This is a genomic window from Pseudoalteromonas sp. Z1A2, assembly GCF_011378755.1.
Classification (GTDB): domain Bacteria; phylum Pseudomonadota; class Gammaproteobacteria; order Enterobacterales; family Alteromonadaceae; genus Pseudoalteromonas; species Pseudoalteromonas distincta.
The window spans coordinates 85,669-101,073 of the sequence record NZ_WTKX01000009.1 but is presented as its reverse complement, the minus strand read 5'-3'; the positions used below and the strand labels follow the sequence as shown (position 1 = coordinate 101,073).

Annotated in this window: 13 protein-coding genes and 1 pseudogene; 5 read left to right on the top strand and 9 right to left on the bottom strand. The window is 38.4% G+C overall.

The annotated features are described in order from the left end of the window. Nucleotides 1–6: 6 nt before the first annotated feature. Nucleotides 7–1,374: an MFS transporter gene (locus tag GQR47_RS08575; protein ID WP_024595276.1), complete on the bottom strand. Its 1,368-nt coding sequence runs from the start codon at nt 1,372–1,374 to the stop codon at nt 7–9. Nucleotides 1,375–1,536: 162 nt separating this feature from the next. On the opposite strand from GQR47_RS08575, the gene uvrA reads away from it, so the two are divergent. Next, entirely contained in the window at nt 1,537–4,362 is a 2,826-nt protein-coding gene (gene uvrA / locus GQR47_RS08570; RefSeq protein WP_165723723.1) for an excinuclease ABC subunit UvrA, read from the top strand. A gap of 195 nt (nt 4,363–4,557) precedes the next feature. On the opposite strand, the pseudogene GQR47_RS08565 reads toward uvrA, so the two are convergent. Continuing rightward, a pseudogene (locus GQR47_RS08565) lies at nt 4,558–6,698 on the bottom strand (winged helix-turn-helix domain-containing protein). A gap of 282 nt (nt 6,699–6,980) precedes the next feature. On the opposite strand from GQR47_RS08565, the gene GQR47_RS08560 reads away from it, so the two are divergent. Both GQR47_RS08560 and GQR47_RS08555 read left to right on the top strand, forming a co-directional pair. Beyond that, nucleotides 6,981–7,346, top strand: coding sequence for a hypothetical protein (locus GQR47_RS08560; protein WP_024595272.1), 366 nt, complete (start codon nt 6,981–6,983; stop codon nt 7,344–7,346). A 36-nt stretch (nt 7,347–7,382) separates the two neighbouring features. Then, nucleotides 7,383–8,291: a TraB/GumN family protein gene (locus GQR47_RS08555; RefSeq protein ID WP_029753155.1), complete on the top strand. Its 909-nt coding sequence runs from the start codon at nt 7,383–7,385 to the stop codon at nt 8,289–8,291. A 115-nt stretch (nt 8,292–8,406) separates the two neighbouring features. Here the strand turns inward: GQR47_RS08555 and trpS are convergent, their stop codons facing one another. From trpS to rpe, 3 genes are read right to left on the bottom strand one after another with little or no spacing between them, the layout of a single operon-like run. Continuing rightward, complete coding sequence (trpS, locus tag GQR47_RS08550) at nt 8,407–9,411, bottom strand: tryptophan--tRNA ligase (protein ID WP_002958388.1); 1,005 nt, start codon at nt 9,409–9,411, stop codon at nt 8,407–8,409. Between the two features lie 32 nt (nt 9,412–9,443). After that, nucleotides 9,444–10,109 carry a phosphoglycolate phosphatase gene (locus GQR47_RS08545; protein WP_024595274.1) on the bottom strand — a complete coding sequence of 222 codons (666 nt, stop codon included), beginning with the start codon at nt 10,107–10,109 and terminating at the stop codon, nt 9,444–9,446. After that, a complete protein-coding gene (gene rpe / locus GQR47_RS08540; protein ID WP_002958386.1) occupies nt 10,109–10,792 on the bottom strand; it encodes a ribulose-phosphate 3-epimerase in 684 nt (227 codons plus the stop codon). Before rpe ends, GQR47_RS08545 begins: the two co-directional genes overlap by 1 nt. Before the next feature lie 161 nt (nt 10,793–10,953). On the opposite strand from rpe, the gene GQR47_RS08535 reads away from it, so the two are divergent. Together GQR47_RS08535 and GQR47_RS08530 are read left to right on the top strand one after the other, a co-directional pair. Continuing rightward, entirely contained in the window at nt 10,954–11,250 is a 297-nt protein-coding gene (locus GQR47_RS08535) for a hypothetical protein (RefSeq protein ID WP_024596024.1), read from the top strand. 3 nt (nt 11,251–11,253) lie between these two features. After that, nucleotides 11,254–11,439: a DUF2970 domain-containing protein gene (locus GQR47_RS08530; RefSeq protein WP_076914912.1), complete on the top strand. Its 186-nt coding sequence runs from the start codon at nt 11,254–11,256 to the stop codon at nt 11,437–11,439. Here the strand turns inward: GQR47_RS08530 and GQR47_RS08525 are convergent. From GQR47_RS08525 to aroK, 4 genes are read right to left on the bottom strand one after another with little or no spacing between them, the layout of a single operon-like run. Next, entirely contained in the window at nt 11,396–12,253 is an 858-nt protein-coding gene (locus GQR47_RS08525) for a Dam family site-specific DNA-(adenine-N6)-methyltransferase (protein WP_002958383.1), read from the bottom strand. The genes GQR47_RS08530 and GQR47_RS08525 overlap by 44 nt on opposite strands. A gap of 53 nt (nt 12,254–12,306) precedes the next feature. Continuing rightward, the gene (locus GQR47_RS08520) at nt 12,307–13,659 is read right to left on the bottom strand and encodes an AAA family ATPase (protein ID WP_024596025.1); all 1,353 of its coding nucleotides are present in this window, start codon (nt 13,657–13,659) and stop codon (nt 12,307–12,309) included. After that, a complete protein-coding gene (gene aroB, locus GQR47_RS08515) occupies nt 13,660–14,730 on the bottom strand; it encodes a 3-dehydroquinate synthase (RefSeq protein WP_024596026.1) in 1,071 nt (356 codons plus the stop codon). A 27-nt stretch (nt 14,731–14,757) separates the two neighbouring features. After that, the gene (gene aroK, locus GQR47_RS08510) at nt 14,758–15,276 is read right to left on the bottom strand and encodes a shikimate kinase AroK (protein WP_004589350.1); all 519 of its coding nucleotides are present in this window, start codon (nt 15,274–15,276) and stop codon (nt 14,758–14,760) included. Nucleotides 15,277–15,405 lie beyond the last annotated feature (129 nt).

Genomic DNA, 15,405 nt, shown 5'->3' with positions numbered 1-15,405 from the left:
TAAATGTTAGATTAAACCAGCGACTTTACGCGCTTGGTCTAGGTCAAATTCTTTATCATTAATCTTTAAATAGCTGCGACTTTCATCGCGAACTACAGTTGCTTCTATTACACCTGGTAAAGCAACTAACTGAGAAGCAAGTACTTGAGCATGCTCTTCAGAATCTAATTTGGTCATTAAACTAATAACTTTACTTTTGGGTGGGACTTGCATTTTCCACGCAATAATAAGCCATATTAACCCAACAAGTGCCGCTGCCGCAAACACAGCTTGCGCCGTTGTAGTTTGTGCTACATAGCCACCTAACATACCGCCCAAAAAGGCGCCTAAAAACTGACTCGATGAGTAGCCACCCATCGCTGAGCCTTTTTGGCTTGCTGGTGCTATTCGCGATACAAGCGCAGGCATAGTGGCTTCTAAAAAGTTAAACGCCACAAAATAAAGCAGCATACACACAGCAATGCCTACTACACTATTAACCCATACCGACATTGCTAACATACTAATAGTTAACAAGGCTACTGAGCCAATAAATGCTTGTTTTTCTTTCTCTTTTTTAATGGCCACAATCATTATTGGTACCATTAATAAAAATGCTAAAAATAGCACTGGAATATACAAATACCAGTGATGGTCGGCAACCAAGCCATCTTTAATTAATTGGCTCGGCAGTACCACAAAAATTGTGGTTAGCGTTAAATGCAATAACAATACACCTGCATTTAATCGTGCTAACTGAGGATGTTTAATTAATTTTTTAATGTCGCTGAAGCTTGCTAATGTATCGCCTTTGGGCGCTTTATTTACCGCCTTTGGCACTAGCATGGTCACTATAAATATACCAAAGACAGCTAAAATAGCAGTCAACCAAAATACACCAGCAATACCCCACGAAGCTGCAACAATTGGCCCAAGTAACATAGCAAAGGCAAAGCTCATTCCTATGCTCATACCAATAACGGCCATTACTTTTGGTCGTTGCTCATCGCGGCTTAAATCTGAAGCAAACGCGAGTAGCGCACTGGCTATTGCGCCCATACCTTGTAAAGCACGGCCTACGGTAACCATTTGGATAGAGTCAGCTAATGCAGCAACGACAGAGCCAATAGCAAATACAACTAAGCCACCAACAATAACCTTTTTACGACCAATCTTATCGGATAATCGACCCATAGGTATTTGTAGTACAGCTTGCGTTAAACCATACGCACCAATGGCAAAACCAATCCAAATAGGCGAAAAACCTTCAAGCGATTGTCCATAAATAGCCAATACAGGCATCAGCATAAACAAGCCGAGCATTCTAAATGCAAACACACTCGCCAGTGATACAGCGGCGCGTTTTTCTCGTGAATTAAGTGAAGATGCGGTCATTATCTGCGTGATCTTACTCTATGAAAAATTGAGGTTGGGATTCTACCATAAGCTTGGCAATAATTAATCGCCTATAAGTAAGGATTTTTCATTGATCAAGGATTAATATTGCTTCGTATTATGCGATACTGAGTAAATAATTTTGGTAATAAACGAGATAGCATGGAAAACATTGAAGTCCGAGGCGCCCGAACGCACAATTTAAAAGACATCAGCCTAACCATCCCACGTGATAAATTAATAGTTATTACGGGTCTATCTGGTTCGGGGAAGTCATCACTTGCATTTGATACGCTTTATGCAGAAGGACAACGCCGATATGTTGAATCACTCTCTGCGTACGCAAGACAATTTTTATCGCTCATGGAAAAGCCTGATGTGGATCACATCGAAGGCCTCTCTCCTGCCATTTCTATTGAGCAAAAGTCAACGTCTCATAACCCGCGTTCAACCGTAGGTACTATTACCGAAATTTACGATTATTTACGACTTATGTTTGCCCGCGTTGGCGAACCACGATGTCCTACACATGATTTACCACTTGCTGCGCAAACCGTTAGCCAAATGGTAGATACTGTTTTGGCTCTACCTGAGGGCAGTAAATTAATGCTGCTTGCGCCAATAGTAAAAGAGCGTAAAGGTGAGCATGTTAAGTTATTAGAACAGCTATCTAGCCAAGGTTATATTCGCGCCCGTATAGACGGTGAAGTATGTGACTTGTCTGATCCTCCAACGCTTGAGCTTCATAAAAAACATACAATAGAAGTTGTTATAGACAGATTTAAAGTAAAAGATGGCTTACAACAACGCTTAGCAGAATCGTTCGAAACTGCACTTGAAATGTCTAATGGCGTTGCACATGTAGCATACATGGACGATAGCAGCGCTGAAGAGATTCTATTTTCAGCAAATTTTGCCTGCCCTACTTGTGGCTATGCAATGACTGAACTTGAGCCGCGTTTGTTTTCGTTTAATAACCCAGCTGGTGCTTGTCAAACCTGTGATGGCTTAGGTATACGCCAATATTTTGATCCTAATCGCGTAGTGCATAACCCAGAGTTAAGCCTTGCTGGCGGTGCAATTAAAGGCTGGGATAAACGCAGCTTTTATTACTATCAAATGCTGCAAGCGGTTGCAGATCATTACAATTTTGATTTAGACGTGCCTTATCAAGATTTAGACAGCGACTCGAAAAAAATTATTTTAGATGGCTCTGGTAGCACTAAGATTGCGTTTAATTACCGTAACGACCGTGGCGATTTAATTACGCGTAACCATGAGTTTGAAGGCGTTTTAAACAACATGAATCGCCGCTACCGCGAGACCGAGTCAAACTCTGTACGCGAAGAACTTGCTAAATATCAAACAAGCCAAGCGTGTCCTAGCTGTCATGGCTCGCGCTTACGCGAAGAATCTCGAAATGTATTTATTGGACAAACCAACTTACCTGCAATCACATGCATGAGTATTGGTGAAGCCATGGAATTTTTTGAAGGTTTAGAGTTAACCGGACAAAAAGGCCAAATAGCTGAAAAAATATTAAAAGAAATTCGCGACCGCTTATCGTTTTTAATTAACGTTGGCCTAAATTATTTATCACTTGAACGTAGCGCCGATACATTATCAGGTGGTGAGGCTCAACGTATCCGCTTAGCCAGTCAAATTGGTGCCGGTCTTGTAGGTGTAATGTACGTACTAGATGAGCCATCTATTGGATTACATCAACGCGATAACGACCGTTTATTACAAACATTGGTCCATTTGCGCGACTTAGGTAACACCGTTATTGTGGTAGAGCACGATGAAGATGCTATTCGTGCTGCAGATCATATTATTGATATTGGCCCAGGTGCGGGTGTTCATGGTGGGCATATTATTGCTCAAGGTACGCGCGACGATATTTTAGCAAGCAAAGAGTCTGTTACGGGCCAATTTTTATCAGGCGTACGTAAAATAGAAATACCAAAAGAGCGTCACCCAACGAACGACAAATGGCTAGAGCTATTTGGCGCAACGGGTAATAACCTTAAAAATGTGGATTTAAAAATCCCATTTGGTTTAATGACCTGTGTGACAGGTGTATCGGGCTCAGGTAAATCAACGCTAATAAACGATACTTTATTTAAACTTGCTCATACAGAGCTAAATGGCGCAACCACTGCCGAAGCGGCACCGTATAAATCAATTAGCGGTTTAGATCATTTTGATAAAGTGATCGATATTGATCAAAGCCCAATTGGTCGTACTCCTCGTTCAAATCCGGCAACCTACACAGGTATATTTACCGGTATTCGTGAGTTATTTGCAGGCACACAAGAAGCGCGCTCACGTGGCTACAAAGTAGGTCGCTTTAGCTTTAACGTTAAAGGTGGACGCTGTGAAGCGTGCCAAGGTGACGGCTTAATTAAAGTTGAAATGCACTTTTTACCTGATGTGTATGTACCGTGTGATGTATGTAAGAGCAAACGCTATAACCGCGAAACGCTCGAAGTCCAATACAAAGGTAAAAACATACACCAAGTACTTGAGATGACTGTTGAAGACGCGCATGAGTATTTTGACAAAATACCGGCTATTGCCCGCAAGCTTAAAACCTTAATGGACGTTGGTTTATCGTATGTCCGCTTAGGTCAAGCCGCTACCACGCTTTCAGGTGGTGAGGCGCAACGTGTAAAACTAGCACGCGAGCTATCAAAGCGTGATACTGGTAAAACACTCTACATATTAGATGAGCCTACAACAGGCTTACACTTTGCTGATATTGAACAGCTGCTTGTTGTATTACATCGCCTGCGCGATCACGGTAACACCATTGTGGTTATTGAGCACAACCTCGATGTTATTAAAACAGCAGATTGGGTTATTGATTTAGGACCTGAAGGCGGAGCTGGCGGCGGTGAAATACTCATTGCAGGTACACCAGAAGAAGTGGCCGAATGTGAGCGTTCACATACTGGGCATTACTTAAAACCTCTATTAAATAAATAGAGGTTCAGTTGTGACAAATTAATCGGCTTTGAGGTTATTTAACTGTCGAGATTACACTTAATTAAAAATGGCGAGAAGATTCACTTCTCGCTATTTTTTGGCTCTAATTTTTCTTTTATCAACATAACAATCGAAAATGTTATTAAAGAAAAGCAACACACTGCTGCAAATTTAACCTTGAAAGATCAACAGACCCTAGTTATTCCAACTTATCTGTATTATTTGCATGTCTTTATATTTTGATTCTGTAAAGAAAATTTGATTGTTATCACTAATAAAAAATGCGATGGGTTTAAAATCCACGTGCACATCTTTGACTGTTTTATCTTCTAAATTAAGCCGAGCAACTCTTGAAATCGTATCAGAGTAGTAAAGGTAATTACCATTAATAGCAAAAAGTTGTGCTTGTCGCGCGTCTTTGGGTAATTCCCAACTCTGTTTATTTGATAGTTTAATTAACTGATTATTAGTAATTGCATAATTAGTACCGTCAGCGCCTGAAATTAATTTGTTGGCTTTAATATCCTCTAATATAGTTGTGTCTCGCGTTAATAAATTAAACTGAGCAAATAGGTTTTCTGAACCACTTCGCTCTAAATAAATTATACTTTCATTATCTTTAGACCATACATAGTTTAGTATTTTTCGCCCTTTAAACTCAGCTATGGTATAGAGTTTGTTCGACATAACGTCAAAAAATGCAATATCGCTATTAACTCTTAATAAAACACGATCTTGCTTACTCGATACTCTTAGCCCGCCAATAGCAAAGGTAGATTTCCCTTCATAAGTAAAGTTACTAAGTTGCTTTGTAAGTCCATTTTGAGATAACCACAACTGACTGCTGCCAGAGCGCTCGAATACAAAAATATGCGCTAGCCCTTTCTCATTAATGACTTCTACAATATGGTAGTCGTCTTCATCACTTTTGTAGAGTGCTTCATACTCAGGAACATCGTTAAAAAGACTAGTCGCTTTAATTAACGAAAAGGTTTGTGTTTTATTTGCTGAGTAAAAGAGGCTATTAGCAGATTGAACTGCAATATAATAAGGTGAAATTGCTGGGGTAACCGTTAGTGTGCGTTTAATAATATTATTTTCATCAAACACAATGGTTGAAAGGTCAGAGTCTTCAAAAACAATCACGCCTTTATCGTCTGCAAGCCAGTCAAACGCGAAGCTAATTATGCTTTTCTTTGCTTTAAATAATCGCTTGGTTTCATGGGTCTCAAAGTTATAGCTAAATACAGAAAAAGGCTTACCCTTTTGACTAAGTATATATGCTATTTTATTACCTGAAGAAGATAAGCGCGGCATTATTACGCCATACATTACACCTGGTGGTGGAATAACAATGGACTCTTTTTGTAACTCTAAATCAAATTTATATAAACCTGAGCCATCTTGCTCATGTTTATATTCAGTGTAATAAATATATTCACTATTTTCGTCTACTTGTGCGTAGCCGGTGTATCTAAGGTCACACTTTTTAATTAATGTAGCCTCACCAACAATAGGAAACTGGCTTAAATCAACCAGTACCATTTCGCACTGCTGTTGTTTTAAGTTTGTAGCTTGTATAAGCACTGCGTGCTGATTTAACTGCCACGATAAAATAGATACTTGAAAGCCAGGATAGGTAATTTCAACTTCCCTTTGATCAGATAGTCGCTTTACAAATGCATGCATTACGTCATTTTCAGGTTCAACATTTGTATAAGCTAAATATTGTTTATCTGAGGACATCTCAGGGTGAACCTCACTACCTATATTCCACGTGCTTGCTACCTTATTAACCGTGATCTGTTTAATCTTTTCACTAGAAGGTGCATTAATAAAAAACAACCCAAACCATACTAAAGAGCACAGGCAAATAATGACGAGTAAAGAATAAATCAAAAACTTTTTACTGTTCTTTTTTTGAACTGGTTGAGAAGTAGTTGCAGTAGCTATCTCTTCATTTTTGGCAGAAATACCTGGTGAGTCAGGCAAAATGTTTGCAGGCTCTTTCAAAATGTTTGCTTGCGTTAAACGCTCAGGTATTACTGTTAGGCTATATCCTTTACGGTAATGCGTTTTTAAAAGCGGCGCTTTTTCAATTGGATGGGCAAGCTGCTTTCTTAACTCTGAGATTGCACGGTTAATCGCATTATCATCAACAAAGCTCTGTTGCCACACACTCTCAATAAGCTCTTGGCGGAAACAATTTGTTGAGGCTTGTCTATAAAGTGAAGTAATAGCTTTACTAAGAGTGGATCTAATTCCCTTTCTAAATGGTTTGAAGTAATCACACAGCGATTACTAATAAATTGCCAAGGTCCGATTTGATAATTCATAGTTTTTACGTATTTTTATTTTTATAAACCGTATCACATCTACACTTTCTTTTATAGAAAAAGCATTTTAAACCTTATATTAGCATTATAAGGTTTAAGGCTAACCCTCTAAATTAAAACAATTATTTAATTTAAAAACCTTATCTATTAATTGCTCATAACTAGATAAGCGACTCTCAATAAATTCAGCGATATTCTTTAAACCGTCATCAACAAGCAGCTTAGTAAAAAATCATTTGTGATTCTAAATTGGCTGCAATTAAAAATATAAAAGGTTTAATTATGAATAGCACAATGAAAAAAGTACTACCGGCTTTACTACTAGCAACTGCTTTTAATACAACTTCAGTTATTGCAGCTGACGTTAAACAACACACCGTTCAAAGTAATTTTAATCAATGCATAATTGGTGAAAGTATAGAGGCGATTAACCCAGCTAATAAAAAGCAGCAAGAAACAAACAACATAGACGCCACTGAGTCTTTAAAAAGTAATGTTGATACACAAACGTTACTTTCTTCGATAGATGAAAAAATATCAGCTGAGCTTGACTCATCAATGAGCAAAATAAACTCGCAAATTGATAAAAACCTTTCAAAGTTAACATCCTCAATCACTGCATATTTCAGCACTGTGTTATCGAACTAAAAACAATAAAATTAAAAGTTACATAAAGGAATTATCATGAAAAAATTAGTATCTGCCAGCGTATTACTTAGCTGTAGTCTTTTAGCAAATACAGCACAGGCCCAAAGCTCTGTATGGCAAGTAAGCAATGGTAATGACTCACTATTTATTGGCGGTACAGTTCACATACTACCTAAAGCTGAAATGCCACTACCCGCTGAGTTTAACCATGCTTATGAACAAGCGGATACAATTATTTTAGAAGCACCGATAACTGACCCAGCCGACACCAATGCACAAATGCAAATGTTAGGCGCACTATCGTATACAAATAACGAAACGTTAAGTCAAAAACTAGAACCCGAGATTAAGGCATCACTTGAAAATAAGCTTAACGAGTTTGGCGCTAATCTCGCTAAGTTAGATGGTTTTCGCCCTGCTATGGTTAGTATTGTCTTAATGTCGATGGAGCTTCAAAAGCAAAATTTAATGGGTGAAGGGGTTGATGCTTACTTTACTAAAAAAGCGACTGAAGATAACAAAACAAAAAATTACTTAGAAACAATCGAATTTCAGTTAGAGCTTTTTAAAACAATGGGTCAAGGCAACGAAAACGATTTCATTAAACGTAACTTAGCCGAGCTTCACAACTATGGCGATATGTTTAAAGGACTTTTAGCTGCCTGGCGCAAAGGTGATACAGACACCCTAAATAAAGTAGCACTTGAAGATATGCAGCAAAATGATCCGAATAGCTACAAACAAATCATTACAGATAGAAATAATGATTGGTTACCAAAAGTAGAAGCCATGTTTAACAACGACAAAAATGAGTTTGTACTTGTTGGAGTTGCCCATCTTGCAGGACAAGATAGTTTACTTACCTTACTTGAAAACAAGGGCTATAAAGTTTCTTTAGTTGATATTGATAGCACGGCAGATATAACAGTAAGAGGGGCTGAATAATGGATAAAACAGACAAACTAGCTATATCGCTACTGTTTCTATTTGGGTCCATCATGTTGATATGTGCTATATAAAAAATGCCGCTAACAAGCGGCATTTTTTTATTTTAATAAACTTACCCGCGAGGAATAAAACCAAGCGCATCGTATACCGATTTCAATGTTTTCTCAGCACGAACACTTGCTTTTTCAGCACCTGACTTCATTATGCCATCAAGTAGGTTTTGATCTTCTCTGATCTCTTTAAAGCGTGCTTGAATTGGCTCAATCATATTTACAACTGCATCTGCTGTATCTTTCTTTAAATGGCCATACATTTTATCTTCATACTCAGGAACTAGGTCTTCAATTGAGCGCTTAGTTGCAACACTCAATAAAGTAAGCAAGTTTGATACGCCAGGCTTTTCTGTGCGATCAAAATAAATACGTGCTTGTTCATCTGAATCAGTTACTGCTTTTTTAAGCTTTTTCACAATTTGCTTAGGCTCATCTAATAACATGATGTAACCATTTGGGTTTTCGTCAGACTTAGACATTTTTTTAAGTGGATCTTGCAAGCTCATTACGCGTGCACCAAACTCAGGGATGTACGGCTCTGGTAATTTAAATACGTCGCCATATAAATTATTAAAGCGTGTGGCTATATCGCGAGTCAGCTCTAAGTGTTGCTTTTGATCATCCCCTACTGGTACTTGATCAGCTTGGTATAATAAAATATCTGCAGCTTGCAATACCGGATATGAAAATAAGCCCACGTTTACGTTATTTGCGTGCTTAGATGACTTGTCTTTAAACTGAGTCATTCGATTAAGCTCACCCATTTGCGCGTAACAATTTAATACCCACGCTAATTGTGCGTGCTCAGGTACTTGCGATTGTACAAATAACGCAGATTTTTCAGGATCAATGCCACATGCCGCGTAAAGAGCAATACCATCTAACACTCGAGAGCGCAGTAATTCAGGCTCTTGGCGAACCGTAATAGCGTGTAAGTCTACTAACATAAAGAAACTTTCGTGGTCTTCCTGTAACTTTAGCCACTGGTTAATAGCGCCAACATAGTTGCCTATTGTCATACCACCGGTTGGCTGAATGCCGCTTAAAACTACTGGTTTACTCATGATTTTCCTTTATTTTGCTTAATGAATAATATTTAACGCTGCGTTAGAACAGGTATTATATCTAAGAAGTTATCGCATAGGTACTGCGGATTATAATCCTCAAGACTTTCACCTTGGTTATAGCCATAACTAAGTGCAATTACGTCTATATTAGCGGCTTTAGCTGCAAGTATATCGCTTTTAGAATCACCTATCATTATTGCTTTATTAGGTTCCGCATTTAGTTTTTTGCAGGCAAATAGCAATGGTTCTGGCGATGGTTTTTTTGCCATATCGTCACCGCATACAACCACATCAAAATGACTCGTTAGTGCCAGTTTATCGAGTAATTTCTCTGTAAAAATTCGAGACTTATTAGTGATTAATGCTTTAGGCATACCGCGAAGTGCTGCAAGCCCTGTTTCTACATGTTGGTACAAAACACTATACTCACCAACTTGTTGTTCATAATACTTATAGAACTGTAATATTGCTTTGCCACTAAGTGACTCATCTAAATTTTCACTCACTTGCATATCGCCACTCAAAGCGCGTTTTACAAGGACTTCAACACCATTACCAACCCAACTTTCAACCAAGCGTTGACTAACAATAGGAAAAGCAAAATCGCTCAAGGTTAAATTAATAGCGATATACAAGTCGTAAACGCTATCAACCAAAGTACCATCTAAATCAAATAAGGCGACATCGTACTTCATTACTTAACACTTCCAAGCTGCTCACGCATTTGATCAATCACCACTTTGTAATCAGGTTGATTAAAAATAGCTGAGCCTGCAACAAACATATCAGCACCCGCTCGAGCCGCTGCTGCAATATTATCGACCTTAATACCACCATCAACCTCTAAGCGAATATCTCGGCCTGATTCAATAATACGCTGTTTGGCTTGGCGTAATTTTTCAAGCGTATGAGGGATAAAGCTTTGCCCGCCAAACCCAGGATTTACCGACATTAGTAAAATGGTATCTAGCTTATCAATAACATGATCTAAATAACTTAGGCTTGTTGCTGGGTTAAACACTAAGCCTGCTTTACAGCCGTGATCTTTAATTAACTGTATTGTACGATCGACGTGCTCACTGGCTTCAGGATGAAAAGTAATAATAGAAGCACCAGCCTCAGCAAATAAAGGTATTATGCTATCTACAGGCTTAACCATTAAATGTACGTCGATAGGAGCTGTAATACCGTAATCTCTTAGTGCTTTACACACCATAGGACCAATTGTGAGATTAGGTACATAGTGATTATCCATTACATCAAAGTGAACCACATCAGCACCCGCTTCGAGAACTTTATCAACATCTTCGCCTAGCTTTGCAAAATCAGCAGACAAAATAGAAGGGGCTATTAAATATTTTTGCTCTGGGTTAAACATGATTAAATCCATCAATAAATAGTGTATTGCGTTAATGTAACTTAATTGAAGATGTTACCCAAGTAATATGGCGTAATAGCCCCCATTTTAGGTAACTTTAAGTTTGATATTTAACCAGTATTTGCTATGATTAAAAAAGTAACAAATTATTGGATTTCATCATGCGTGCTTTTAAAATTGGGATATTAATTGCGTCGGCATTACTGCTTATCGGGGCGTTTAGCTTTGGTTCAAGCTCTGAGCAAGAATTAAGCTCAGTGAGTAATTGTCATAATACACAAGTGGTAAGTGCTCAAAACACTTTAACTGCGTGTATTAAAGCTGAAGAAGAGTCATCATGGTTTTCGTGGTTAACTGGCGATAGCCGTAGTGCTCAGTTTCATTACCTTGATTTACTGGAACTACTTACTAGTTCTGAAGATTCTAAAAACACTCCTTCTTTAAAACCTTTATTTTAAATAATGCTACAACTTTTTAGCGCGTTGCAAAGTGTGCTAGCTGCATTTTTTGGTGTTCAGTCTGAAAATAAACGCCAAGTCGATTTTAAACAACATTCCCCTTTATCCATCATTTTAATTGCGATTGTACTATTTGTTGCTTTTGTTATCGCAATTTACGCAGTGGTTGCTTGGGTGCTAAATACATAGCCATCAACTCGTCAACTTTATTTCTAGAGCCACCTTTGGGGCTAATAGTGCGCTTTACTTGAATTTGTTCAAGCGATGCTTGGCTATAAATTTTACGCGTCCACACGGTATCGTGGTTTGAAATAAGCACAGGTGTGTTATTTTCAAATGCGGCTTGTTCTGCCAAATTAGCTAAGTTAGCCTGATCATCTAAATTAAAACCCCCTTTAGCGTATGACGTAAAAGAAGCCGTTTTACTTAATGGTACATAAGGTGGGTCGCAATAAATAACAGCATTGTTAGGCACTAACTTAAAAACGTCATCGTAATCTAAACAAGTGAACGTTGCTTTTTGTGCTTTTTCAGCAAAAAAATACATTTCTTTTTCAGGAAAGTAAGGCTTTTTATACTTACCAAAAGGCACATTAAAAATGCCTTTTAAATTATACCTACACAGTCCGTTGTAACCATGGCGGTTCATGTATAAAAACAAGATTGAACGTTCGTATACATCACGGCTTTGATTAAACTGCACACGATATTCGTAATACGCATCTGCGTGATTATTCAAATCAACAAATAGCTTTTTAGCGTCACTAATAAGCTCATCTGGAGAGCTTTTAAGCTCTTTATATAAGTTAATTAAGTCTGCATTGATATCATTGAGGATATAGTGCTTAAAGTCACTATTTAAAAACACAGAGCCTGCACCAACAAAAGGTTCAACCAAAGTATCAGCATGCTTGCTAGCTTGGTTTAATCGCGCATTAATGTTTTCAACTAGGCTGTATTTTCCGCCGGCCCATTTAAGGAAGGCTCTACTTTTTTGCTGCATTGGCTCTTTACTTCAATCTGGTGTTGCGCGATTTTACACTAAAGCAGTGTGTTTTACTGATCAACGACTGCTATTTCTTGCTTTATTTTACTAATTTTTTTATAGAAAGGTTTATTTTTTCTAACCCCAGGGGGTAAAGTATCCATTGCTGATTTTGCCTCGTTTATACTCTCAAAGCTGCCAAATGTAACAACCCACCATATTTGATTATTTCGCTTCGTTTGGTAAGAATGTGCTTGCTGCTGTAGATTGAATTGAGCAATGAAATTATCGCGAACTTCCTGCTGAGTTACCGCTAATAATTGAATAACACTATTTGTATCTGCTTGCTGCATGTACCAAATATTATCTTGGCTTATCTGAGTTTGCTCTGCTGTATTTACTTTCTCTACTTTTAGAGCTTTAGATACAACTTCACCTGCTTCACTGCTTTTGTTTTTAACGCTATTATCAATAGCATTGTCTAATACCTTGACGGTATTTGCAGGTTCGGTAAGACTTTGCATGATAGCAGGCACATCATTAATGTGTACGCTCTCTGGCTCAATATCTGGCTCAACTACTTCAGGGTCATTTAAGGTAACTACTGACTCATTTTGCTTTATAACCGGCTCACTTACTTGCTCTACAGATATTGCTGTATTTAGGACTTGCGCTTCTTCCTGCTGATAATATTGTTGCCACCACTGCGTCATATCAGACTTATAAAGCAGACCAATAATTAAAAGCATAATTAACAACATCAAAATCAATAAGTGCAATCGCCAAGATACTTTATCTTTAACGATAATATCGGCTATGTGCTCACTAGGTTGCCAAGCAAGCAATAAGCTGGGATTACCATGAGCCTCGGCTAAAAAAGTACTAAAAACAGGGTCTTCATCATAAGGTAAATCAGTAAAGTACCACTGCAATAACATCTTGCTTTCTCGAAGCGTCAGTGGCTCCAAGTAAATTTCGACAGCATCATTTAAAGCAAGTTTAGACTGTGATGCAATTATGATATACAACGTATTAGGGCTATTTTTAGAAAGCAGCTCAAGCTCAATTAGTATCTCTTCAGATAATTGCCTACCGCCATCAAGCACCCATAAACAAGGTCCGCACTGCTGTTGCTCAAGCAGCTGGTAATAGTTTTCAGGTAAACTTAAATTATGATCAACTAAAGGGGAATTAAAGCTTTGCTCTAATAAATCGCTCATTAGCTGAGCGTCAGTCATTTGTGCACTTACTTGCACAAACGCTTTATTAAAGTCATTGTATTTATCTGTAATGAAGGTTTCGAGCATATAACTTTTACCTAGCCCCGATGTGCCAAGTAAAACTATTAAATTTTGTCCGTACTCAAATTGCAGTGCGATTCTATCCACCAAAGCCGCACGGCTTGGTAAAATTTGTGACTGCATTTACTGCTCGATTAAGTCTCTAACTTGGTCATCAGAAACATCATCAACTAATGCACACTGGCCAAATTGGGTAGGTAGAATAAAGCGTATAGTGCCTCTTTTATTCTTTTTGTCTTTACGCATATGCGTTAGGAACTGCTCACTAGTCATTTGCTTTGGAATTTCTGTTGGTAAATTATATAGCTCAAGCAGCTTAATAATTCGATCAACTTCACTTGCGCTTAAATCTTGGCGTGTCTTGGCAAGTTTAGCTGCTAATACCATGCCTGTTGCAACAGCTTCGCCATGTAACCAAACACCGTAGCCCATTTCTGCCTCAATTGCATGGGCAAATGTATGACCTAAGTTTAATAAAGCACGTAAACCATGCTCTTTTTCATCTTGCGCAACTATAAGCGCTTTTATTTCACAACATCTAAAAATAATATGCTGTAAGCACGTTTCATCTAGTTGCTGCAAATTAGCTACGTTTCGCTCTAAGTATGCAAATAATTCGGTATCGTAAATCAGACCATACTTAATTACTTCAGCCATACCTGCTGCAAACTCTCTTGCTGGTAGGGTGTGTAATGTTTGTGTATCAATAAAAACCGCTTGAGGCTGATAAAATGCCCCTATCATATTTTTACCTAAAGGATGATTTACTGCCGTTTTACCACCTACCGATGAATCAACCTGTGAAAGCACTGTCGTTGGTATTTGAATAAACGGTACGCCGCGCTGATAACACGCTGCTACAAAACCAGTTAGATCACCTATAACACCGCCACCTAACGCGATTAAACACGTATCTCGGCCACAGTTATTTTGTAGTAAAAATGCTGATATTTTTTCAAACCATTCAAGTGATTTATATTGTTCACCGTCAGGAATAATAAAAGATAGCGGATTTTGATCTGCTAATGAGTCAAGTAACGCTTGTAAATATAAAGGCGCTATTGTGTCATTAGTAATGATGATAGGCCGACAATCACCAATGTGGTGAACCAGGCGGCCATTATCTTGAAGTGCAGATTGCCCAATATAAATAGGATAACTTCGCTCGTCCAAATTAACTGTTAATTTAAGCATGCTTAGTTATTTCCTTATTATTGGTTTTTAAAAATCTAATTTCTCGATGATTTGGTTAGCAACAACTTTAGCGCTTTGCTCATCGGTACGTACAACAAAATCGGCAACTTCTTTGTATAGGGGCTCGCGTTCTTCTGCTAAGCGCTCTAGTACGTTACGAGGTGCTTCTTCAGTTTGCAGTAATGGGCGACGCTTGTCGCGTTGCGTGCGTGCAACTTGCTTTTCTATAGGTGTCTCTAGGTATACAACTATACCTCGAGCCGAAAGCTTGTTTCGAACTTCTTTGCTCATTACTGAACCACCACCGGTAGCAAGTACAATACCTTGCATCTCGGTTAAATCGCCAATAACAGACTCTTCTCGAAGTCTAAAGCCTTCTTCACCTTCAAGATCGAATACCCATGCAATATCTGCACCTGTGCGGCGTTCGATTTCTTGATCAGAATCAACAAATTCAAGGTGTAATTGGTCAGCGATGTGACGACCAATCGTGCTTTTGCCAGCCCCCATGGGGCCAACTAGAAATATATTACGTTTCTCAGCCATATCTTTTAGTACAAACAAACTCTAAAATTTGAAATAAAACCCCGCCTAACGACCTGGCCCCAAAATTAAGGAGGGGATTATCTCAGTAATTGCAGGGGTATTTCAAGTCAATTAGAATAAAAAGCCATA

Coding starts and splice junctions, on each gene's coding strand:
- GQR47_RS08530 (WP_076914912.1), top strand. CDS start 11,254: ATGCTACAACTTTTTAGCGCGTTGCAAAGTGTGCTAGCTGCATTTTTT.
- GQR47_RS08545 (WP_024595274.1), bottom strand. CDS start 10,109: ATGAAGTACGATGTCGCCTTATTTGATTTAGATGGTACTTTGGTTGAT.
- GQR47_RS08535 (WP_024596024.1), top strand. CDS start 10,954: ATGCGTGCTTTTAAAATTGGGATATTAATTGCGTCGGCATTACTGCTT.
- uvrA (WP_165723723.1), top strand. CDS start 1,537: ATGGAAAACATTGAAGTCCGAGGCGCCCGAACGCACAATTTAAAAGAC.
- GQR47_RS08555 (WP_029753155.1), top strand. CDS start 7,383: ATGAAAAAATTAGTATCTGCCAGCGTATTACTTAGCTGTAGTCTTTTA.
- GQR47_RS08560 (WP_024595272.1), top strand. CDS start 6,981: ATGAATAGCACAATGAAAAAAGTACTACCGGCTTTACTACTAGCAACT.
- aroK (WP_004589350.1), bottom strand. CDS start 15,276: ATGGCTGAGAAACGTAATATATTTCTAGTTGGCCCCATGGGGGCTGGC.
- GQR47_RS08520 (WP_024596025.1), bottom strand. CDS start 13,659: ATGCAGTCACAAATTTTACCAAGCCGTGCGGCTTTGGTGGATAGAATC.
- trpS (WP_002958388.1), bottom strand. CDS start 9,411: ATGAGTAAACCAGTAGTTTTAAGCGGCATTCAGCCAACCGGTGGTATG.
- aroB (WP_024596026.1), bottom strand. CDS start 14,730: ATGCTTAAATTAACAGTTAATTTGGACGAGCGAAGTTATCCTATTTAT.
- rpe (WP_002958386.1), bottom strand. CDS start 10,792: ATGTTTAACCCAGAGCAAAAATATTTAATAGCCCCTTCTATTTTGTCT.
- GQR47_RS08525 (WP_002958383.1), bottom strand. CDS start 12,253: ATGCAGCAAAAAAGTAGAGCCTTCCTTAAATGGGCCGGCGGAAAATAC.
- GQR47_RS08575 (WP_024595276.1), bottom strand. CDS start 1,374: ATGACCGCATCTTCACTTAATTCACGAGAAAAACGCGCCGCTGTATCA.